The organism is Streptomyces sp. E2N166, assembly GCF_003671715.1.
Lineage (GTDB): Bacteria > Actinomycetota > Actinomycetes > Streptomycetales > Streptomycetaceae > Streptomyces > Streptomyces thinghirensis.
The window spans coordinates 1,294,733-1,302,390 of the sequence record NZ_RAIF01000032.1 but is presented as its reverse complement, the minus strand read 5'-3'; the positions used below and the strand labels follow the sequence as shown (position 1 = coordinate 1,302,390).

The following is a 7,658-nucleotide window of genomic DNA, read 5'->3' as shown; positions in this document are numbered from 1 at the left end:
GGCGTACCCGGCGGCGCGGGCGGCGGCGTGGCCGTCGCCGGTGCCGCCGGTGCCGGCGTACGAGGCGGCGGCGTTCAGGGCCGCGGCGGTGGCCCGGCGCTCGGGGCCGTGCGGGCGGACCAGGGCGGGTGCCATGCCGACGAGCCAGGCCCAGGCGCCCGCGGCGGCGGCCAGCGCCAGATGACCGGGGATCTGGCCGAAGGTCTGCGGGACGAACAGGGCGGCGGAGCTGATGAAGGTCAGGACCACGTTGCCCGGCGGGCCGACTCGGGTGGCGTCGCACAGGGCCTTCTGCACGGCCGCCAGCAGGGCTCCCACGGTGACGAGGACGACGGCGTCGCGCGTGAGCGAGGCGGTGACCAGGGCGACGGCGACGCCGCCGAGCATGCCGAGCACCACCCAGCCCAGGGTGCGGGCCCGGGCGGCGTAGGGGCGGTTGTGGGCGTAGAGCGCGCACAGCGACCCGGCCATGGTGTACATCGCCAGGTCGAGCCGGCCGAGGGCCAGCAGGACCAGGTTGGGCGGGGCGACGGCGGCGACCGAGCTCAGGGCGGGCTTGAACCAGATCTCGGAGGGCCGACGCAGACGCAGCACACCTGTCAGGGACAGACGTCGGCCGAGTGAGGTACCGGAGGTGGGGGTCGCACTGCTCATGGAGTTGAGTTTAGCAGGTGTTTTACAAGTAAATAATTGACCGGCTTGCGACGTCGCTCCTCTCCCCCACCTGCGGTGATGGGCCGCGCTCCCCCGAATACCCCCCGTGTACACCCTTGCGCTCGCGTGCGCGCCGCACGGCCCGGGCAGCTCTTGACCGACTGTCGGGCAACGACCGTCGAGCGTCGAGCGGGGGAGGCACCTGTGCACGGACCGGCGTCGTCCGGCTGGCTGCTGGTCGCGCTCTGCGCGGCGACCGGCGCCTACTGCCTGCTGCGGATGCGCAGCAGCGTCGAGGAGCAGCGCCGCGCCGCGGGCGGCGAAGCCCTCATGGGGTTCGGCATGGCCGCCATGGCCGTGCCCGCGGCGGTGTTCACCCCGCCGGAATGGGCCTGGCCCGGCTACGCGGTCGTGTTCGGTGCCGCGGGACTGCGCGCCCTGTGGGCGGCCCGGTCCGGGCCTCATCATCTGCATCATCTGGTCGGGGCCGCGGCCATGGTCTACATGGCGGTGGTGATGGCCGGCTCCCCCGCCCACGCCCACGGCACCTCCGGGATACCCGTGCTGACCGGGGCGCTGCTGCTCTACTTCACCGGATACGTACTGCTGACCGGCGTACGCCTGATGCCGGTCGTCGCCGTGGCCGGGGGCGGTCCGGCGGCCGGATGGGGCGACCGGCCGGAGCTGGCGCGAGCCTGCCGGCTCTCCATGGGGATCGCGATGGTGGCCATGCTGCTGACCATGTGACATCTGGCCGCCCGGCCGCCGCGCGCCGCATACCCGGCATACCTCCTACGCAACCGTTGCCTGCGTCACTTCGCGCGGCGGGCCGCACCACCCACGGCGCGACGCTCATAGGCTGCCCCCATGACTCTCCCCGCGGCACTGTTGCTGCTCGGCACCCTGACCGCCGTGCTCGCCCCCAGGCTGCTCGCCCGGGCCGACTGGCCGGACCGGGAACCGGTGGTCGCGCTGTGGGTCTGGCAGTGCGTGGTGGCGGCCGTGCTGGTGTGCTGCGCGCTGTCGATGACGTTCAGCGCGGCCGCGGCCTGGCACGCGGTGGGCGGGCACGTGTTCGCGACGGCGCCGGGCCCGGTGGTCGAGGCCTACGCGCTCGGCACCTCCGGCCTCTGGGCGGACACGACCGCCGTCGCGCTGGCCTGCGGCGGGCTGTGGAGTGCCGCGATGCTGACCCGGGAGGTCGTACGGGCCCGTAGCCGGCGTCGGCGGCGCCGGGCCGAACTCCTGCTGCGCGCTCCGGTGTTGCCCGGCGAAGTGCCCGGTTCCGACCCGCTCGTCGTTCTGGAGGGTGAGCGGTCCGACGCCTGGTGGCTGCCCGGCACTCCCCCGCAGCTGGTCGTCACAACCGCCGCGCTGCGCCGCCTCAAGGGCCGGCAGCTGGACGCGGTCCTGGCCCACGAGAAGGGGCACGCGCAGGCACGGCACGACTGGCTGCTGCACTGCTCGTCCGCGCTGGCGGACGGATTCCCGCAGGTTCCGGTGTTCGCGGCGTTCCGCGACGAGATGCACCGCCTGGTCGAACTGGCCGCCGACGACGTGGCCTCGCGCCGCTTCGGCCGGCTGACGACCGCCCTGGCGCTGGTCGAACTCAACGAGGACCGTGGCGTGTTCGGCCCGTGCCCGACCGCCGAGGCCCATGTCCCTCAGCGCGTGCACCGATTGCTCACGCCGCCGAACCGGCTGTCGGCGGCCCGGCGGCTGCGGCTGACGGCGGCGGCCGCCCTGGTACCGGTGGTGCCGGTACTGGTGGCTTTCGTGCCGGGGCTTCGGGCGCTGGGGTAGTCACTCACCACGCTCCCGCCCCGGAAATTGGCTTCGGGCCCCCCGCGTCGGCGAGTATCGCAGCATGCAGACGCCGCCCGTCGACTCCCCGCCCAGCCCACCGCGGCCCCGCACCGCCCTCCGCGTCACCTGGGTGCTGGCCGTGTGCTCCGCGCTGCTGCTCACCCTGGTGGCCGTGGAATGGCCCCCGTTGATCAGCCTGGACGACGACATCGCCGGCACGACGCACCGCTGGGCGGTCGACGAGCCGGGCATCACGCACGCCATGCGGATCCTCACGGACTGGGTGTGGGACACCTGGACGATGCGACTGCTGTGCGCGGTGGTGGTGTTGTGGCTGTGGTTCCGGCGTGGGGACCGGTGGACGGCCGTGTGGCTGGGGATGACGTGCCTGCTGGGCAGCCTGTTGCAGCAGGCTCTGAAGGCGGCGGTGAACCGTTCCCGCCCGGTCTGGCCCGACCCCGTGGACTCCGCGCACTACGCGGCCTTCCCCTCGGGCCACGCCATGACCGCCACGTTCGTGTGCGGCCTGCTGGTCTGGCTTCTCCACCACTACGGCGCCGCTCACTCACTGCGCCTGACCGCCCTGGCCGTGGCGGTGGTCTCCGTGGCCGGAGTCGGCGTGACGCGGGTGTGGCTCGGCGTCCACTGGGCCACGGACGTCGTCGGCGGCTGGCTCCTGGGCGCCCTGGTCGTGGCCGTCGCGGTACTGCTCCATCGGCGCCGGCACCCCTGACCACGCCGGCGCCCGGCCCCCGGCACGCCTACCACTGCGTGGGGCCGCCCGAGCTGCGGGCGGCCGTCCGGCCCGGCGCCGAGGGGCACGCGATCCGCCCGCCCGCCGGTCTCGGCGCCTGGGTGACGGAGCGGGGACCGGCCGGACGCCGCTGAGCCGTTCACCTACGTCGTCGGCCACGACGGTCGGCCACGACCGGCTCCGCACCGCGGTGAGCACGTGGCGTGCGCGGGCGGCCGGGACGTACTGGGCGCGGGCGAGATCACCTTCGGCCACATCACCTCGTAGGATCCGCCCATGGCTGCCGTCCTGTTCGACTTCTCCGGGACCCTTTTCCGCGTCGAGTCCACCGACGCCTGGCTGCGCGCGGCACTCGCCGGCACCGGAGTGACGCTCTCCGCGGCGGAGTTGACCGAGACGGCTCGAGCACTGGAGACGTCGGGCGCGCTGCCGGGCGGCGCGCCTCCGCCGCGGGTGCCGGAGGAACTCGCCGATGCCTGGGAGGCCCGGGACCTGGGTTCCGAGCAGCACCGGACCGCGTACACCGGGCTCTCCCGGCAGGTGCCGCTGCCGGACCCGGGGCTGCACGACGCGCTGTACGACCGGCACATGGCGCCGGGGGCGTGGCGCCCGTACCCCGACGCCGCCGAGGTGCTGAGCGCGCTGCGCGGGGACGGGATCGCCGTGGGCGTGGTCAGCAACATCGGCTGGGACCTGCGTCCGGTGTTCCGCGCCCACGGCCTGGACCGGTACGTGGACACGTACGTCCTGTCGTACGAGCACGGCATCCGCAAACCGGACCCTCGGCTGTTCGCCACCGCCTGCGCGGCGCTCGGGGCCGAACCGGGGCGGACGCTGATGGTCGGTGACAGCCGGCCGGCGGACGGCGGTGCGGCGGCCCTGGGGTGCGGGGTGCACTTCGTGGACCATCTCCCGGTGACCGAGCGGCCGGCCGGGCTGCTGCCCGTACTCGATCTGGTGCGTCGGCCTGGCGTGCGCGGTGAACGCCCACTCCGGCCGGGCACGTAGCCCGGGGCAACCACATGGGGGATGGTCCGTCCGCCTCGGACGATCCCCCGTGTCGCCCGAGGCAGACGGTAGCCGGACCTGGCCCACTGGGGCCCGTCCGTCTGCGCTGAGTATAGTTGGCTGGCAGCCAGTCAACGCAGGAGTACAGCATGTCCCCGCGCAGCGCCTCGGTCAATGAAGAGTTGCGGAGGCGTTCGAAGGAGCGGCTCCTGCAGGCCGCTGTGGAGCTGGTGGGCGAGCACGGGTACGACACGACCACGCTGGGCGACATCGCCGACCGGGCGGGCTCGGCGCGCGGCCTGGTCTCGTACTACTTCCCCGGAAAGCGCCAGCTGGTGCAGTCCGCCGTGCACCGGCTGATGCACCGCACCCTGGAGGAGGCGCTGGAGCGGGAGCCGCGCACCGCCGAGGGGCCGGAGCGGATGGCGCGGGCCATCGACGCGATCCTGGGCCTCGCCCGGGACCGGCCGGTGCTCATGCGCCAGCACATGGCGGGCCTGCTCCAGGCCGAGGTGGGTTTCGTGCCCTGCCCGGAGCAGCGGCGGCTGGCGGAGCTGCTGCGCGACACCGTGGCCCGGCACGGCTCACCGGACGTCGACCGCGACTACCCGATGCTGCGCGCGCTGCTGATGGGCGCCGTCTTCGCCGCCCTGGTACCGGGGGTGCCGATGCCCGTGCCGGTGCTGCGCGCCGAGTTGTTCAAGCGCTACCGGCTGGAGTGGGGGATGGGTGTCCCGCCGGACGCCGAGGCGCCCGACGGGACGACGTGCGACACGGATCTGTCGCGGTTCTTCTCGACCGGAGGGCCCGATCGGCCGACCGGGACCGACCGTGGGGACCGTTCCGAACGGACCACTCAGTCGAAGTAGTCCGGCTGGGTCTGCGTGTTGAGCTCGCGCAGATGGACCCGCTTGGCCGGGTCGGTGCGCCGGTCGCTGAGCTTGAGGACGTCGAAGCCCTTGGCGATGTCGTTCGAGTAGATGTAGCCGTTGTAGTAGTACGCGGACCAGGAACCACCGGTGGTGATGCCGTCCGTGGTCAGCGGGCCACGCTCGAAGTAGGCGATCTCCCTCGGACGCTTGGAGTCGGTGAACTCCCAGACGGAGACGCCACCCTGGTACCAGGCCTGGACCATGATGTCGCGGCCCTTGACCGGGATCAGCGAGCCGTTGTGGGCCACGCAGTTCTCGGTGTCCGCCTGGTGGCGGGGGATCTTGAAGTAGCTGCGGAAGACCAGCTCGCGGTGGTCGCCCCTGCCGACGATGTCGTAGATGCCGTCGGCGCCGCGGTTCGGGCCGATCTCCGCGTTGCAGGTGGCGGCTCCGCCGCCGCCCAGCTCGTCGGTGAACACGACCTTGTTCGCCTTCTGGTTGAAGGTCGCCGAGTGCCAGAACGCGAAGTTGACGTTGTCCTGGACCCGGTCGATGACCTTCGGGCGCTCGGGGTCCTCGATGGAGAACAGGATGCCGTCGCCCATGCAGGCGCCCGCCGCGAGGTCCTTCGAGGGCAGGACGGTGATGTCGTGGCAGCCGGTGGTCTTGGAGACACCGGGGTTGGTGGGCCCGCCCGGGTTGCCGCCGCCGTCGGGGCCCTCACCGGGGAACAGCACCGGGAAGTCCACGACGGCCGCCCGCTCCGGAGCCTTGCGCGGCACCTTGATGACGGAGATGCCGTCGTGCGGCGGCCGGCAGTCGGGGTACGCGGCGTTCGGCGAGTACGAGGATACGTAGACGTAGACGTTCCTGCGCTCGGGCACCAGCGTGTGGGTGTGCGAGCCGCAGGCGGTCTCGACGGCGGCGACGTACTTCGGGTTCCGCTTGTCGCTGATGTCGAAGACCTTCATGCCCTCCCAGGAGGACTTCTCGGTCGCGGGCTGCGTGGTGCTGTTGCAACTGCTGTCGCTGCGCGAGGAGTCGGTCGACAGGAACAGCAGGTCGCCGGAGACGGAGATGTCGTTCTGCGAGCCGGGACACAGCACCTGGGCCACGGTCTTCGGCTTCTTCGGGTTCTTGATGTCGAAGATGCGGAAGCCATCGTAGTTGCCGGCGAAGGCGTACCGGCCCTGGAAGGCCAGGTCCGAATTGGTGCCGGACAGCGCGTCCTTGGGGATGTTGGCCAGGTGGTCGATGTTGTCCGAGTGGACTATCTCGTCCTGGCCGGGTATCTCGCCGCTCTCGATGGCGTCGCGCACCTCGGCGCGCGCGCTCTTGGACACCTCCTTCGACGCGTCCGGGCTGTCCCCGGGGTCGGGGGTCGCCACGGCCGGGCCGGCGGTGAGCAGCGCGGACAGGAGTCCGGCGGCGGCAGCCGCGACTCCCAGGCGTCTGCGCCGCGTTCGCGGGTCGTTGAACAGGGTCACTGTTTCCTCCCTACGTCCGTTCCCTTCGGAACGGTTCACGCACCCCCGCAGTATCGTCTTCACCATGCACATATCAACAGGGGGCAACGAACTCGCGATGTAGTTTTTCGATCAGTGACACGCGGAAGCGTGCTAGGACGGTCATCGCACCCACAAGGTGCCTCGCATCCCGCCTGCCACAGGAGGTTGTTGTGCCCTCTCGTCCCACCTTGTCCCGAGCGGCGCTCGTCACGGCCTCGCTGACCTCGCTGGCCGTACTCGGGCTCGGGGCCTGCGATTCCGGTCCGGACACCGGGTCCGCGGCCGCGGCCGGGCCTTCGGTGATCGCTCCGGGCGAGCCGGGTGAGGGCAACCGCACGCTGTCCGCCGAAGAGGCCGAGAAGCAGCGCGCCGACGACGACTCCCCCAACTCGGCGGACGTCTCCTACGCGCGGATGATGATCCACCACCACGCCCAGGCACTGGAGATGACCGAGCTCGTGCCGGAACAGGCCGAGTCCGGCCAGGTCGAGAAGCTCGCCGAACGGATCTCCGCCGCACAGGGGCCGGAGATCACGGCGATGAAGGGCTGGCTGAAGAACCACGGCGAGAAGGAGTCCGGCGGCGGACACGACCACGCCGCGATGCCGGGGATGGCGACCGAGGCCCAGCTGGAGAAGTTGCGCGCGGCGAAGGGCAAGGCGTTCGACCAGCTCTTCCTGAAGCTGATGATCACTCACCACGAGGGGGCGATCACCATGGCCACGGACGTGAAGTCGCAGGGCAACAATGTGCAGGTCGAGGAGATGGCCGACGACGTGGTCGCCCAGCAGACGAGCGAGATCTCCCGGATGCGCGGGATGCTGTGACGGGCCGTCGGCGGAGCTTCAGCGCCGTGCGCGACGCGGGGCCAGAAAGCCCTCGTCGCGCGCCTGGCCGATCAGCCTGAGCGACTTCCGCCGGCTGTACCCGGTCGCGCGCATCACCGCGAGGACCGGGTCGCCGCCCAGGTCCCGCGCCGCCCGGTACTCCTGTGCGGCGAGCCGGCACCCCTCCCTGCCGCGCGGCCACGCGGGCCGGGCCCGCCGGGGCGCGGCC

8 protein-coding genes and 1 pseudogene are annotated in these 7,658 nt (G+C 72.2%); 6 read left to right on the top strand and 3 right to left on the bottom strand.

Going from position 1 to position 7,658, the window contains the following annotated elements; all coding sequences use genetic code 11:
• A pseudogene (locus EBH09_RS39490) lies at nucleotides 1-654 on the bottom strand (FUSC family protein); the annotation flags it as partial.
• Between the two features lie 204 nt (nucleotides 655-858).
• Here EBH09_RS39490 and EBH09_RS32760 point away from each other — a divergent pair.
• The 5 genes from EBH09_RS32760 to EBH09_RS32740 all read left to right on the top strand — a co-directional run bounded on the left by EBH09_RS32760 (nucleotide 859) and on the right by EBH09_RS32740 (nucleotide 5,091).
• Nucleotides 859-1,401, top strand: coding sequence for a DUF5134 domain-containing protein (locus EBH09_RS32760; RefSeq protein WP_121750463.1), 543 nt, complete (start codon nucleotides 859-861; stop codon nucleotides 1,399-1,401).
• Nucleotides 1,402-1,521: 120 nt separating this feature from the next.
• Complete coding sequence (locus EBH09_RS32755) at nucleotides 1,522-2,457, top strand: M56 family metallopeptidase (RefSeq protein ID WP_121750462.1); 936 nt, start codon at nucleotides 1,522-1,524, stop codon at nucleotides 2,455-2,457.
• A 64-nt stretch (nucleotides 2,458-2,521) separates the two neighbouring features.
• Nucleotides 2,522-3,193, top strand: coding sequence for a phosphatase PAP2 family protein (locus EBH09_RS32750; RefSeq protein ID WP_121750461.1), 672 nt, complete (start codon nucleotides 2,522-2,524; stop codon nucleotides 3,191-3,193).
• Between the two features lie 297 nt (nucleotides 3,194-3,490).
• On the top strand, nucleotides 3,491-4,222 hold the full coding sequence (locus tag EBH09_RS32745) for an HAD-IA family hydrolase (RefSeq protein WP_121750460.1): 732 nt from the start codon (nucleotides 3,491-3,493) through the stop codon (nucleotides 4,220-4,222).
• A gap of 149 nt (nucleotides 4,223-4,371) precedes the next feature.
• Complete coding sequence (locus EBH09_RS32740; RefSeq protein WP_121750459.1) at nucleotides 4,372-5,091, top strand: TetR/AcrR family transcriptional regulator; 720 nt, start codon at nucleotides 4,372-4,374, stop codon at nucleotides 5,089-5,091.
• On the opposite strand, the gene EBH09_RS32735 is transcribed toward EBH09_RS32740, so the two are convergent.
• Nucleotides 5,079-6,581 (bottom strand): hypothetical protein, encoded by a 1,503-nt coding sequence (locus tag EBH09_RS32735; protein ID WP_121750458.1) that lies wholly within the window; start codon nucleotides 6,579-6,581, stop codon nucleotides 5,079-5,081. The genes EBH09_RS32740 and EBH09_RS32735 overlap by 13 nt on opposite strands.
• A gap of 191 nt (nucleotides 6,582-6,772) precedes the next feature.
• On the opposite strand from EBH09_RS32735, the gene EBH09_RS32730 reads away from it, so the two are divergent.
• Entirely contained in the window at nucleotides 6,773-7,429 is a 657-nt protein-coding gene (locus EBH09_RS32730; protein ID WP_121750457.1) for a DUF305 domain-containing protein, read from the top strand.
• An 18-nt stretch (nucleotides 7,430-7,447) separates the two neighbouring features.
• Here EBH09_RS32730 and EBH09_RS32725 read toward each other — a convergent pair.
• Nucleotides 7,448-7,658 (bottom strand): DUF6214 family protein (locus EBH09_RS32725; protein ID WP_238697511.1); only part of this gene is annotated, 211 nt, incomplete at its 5' end.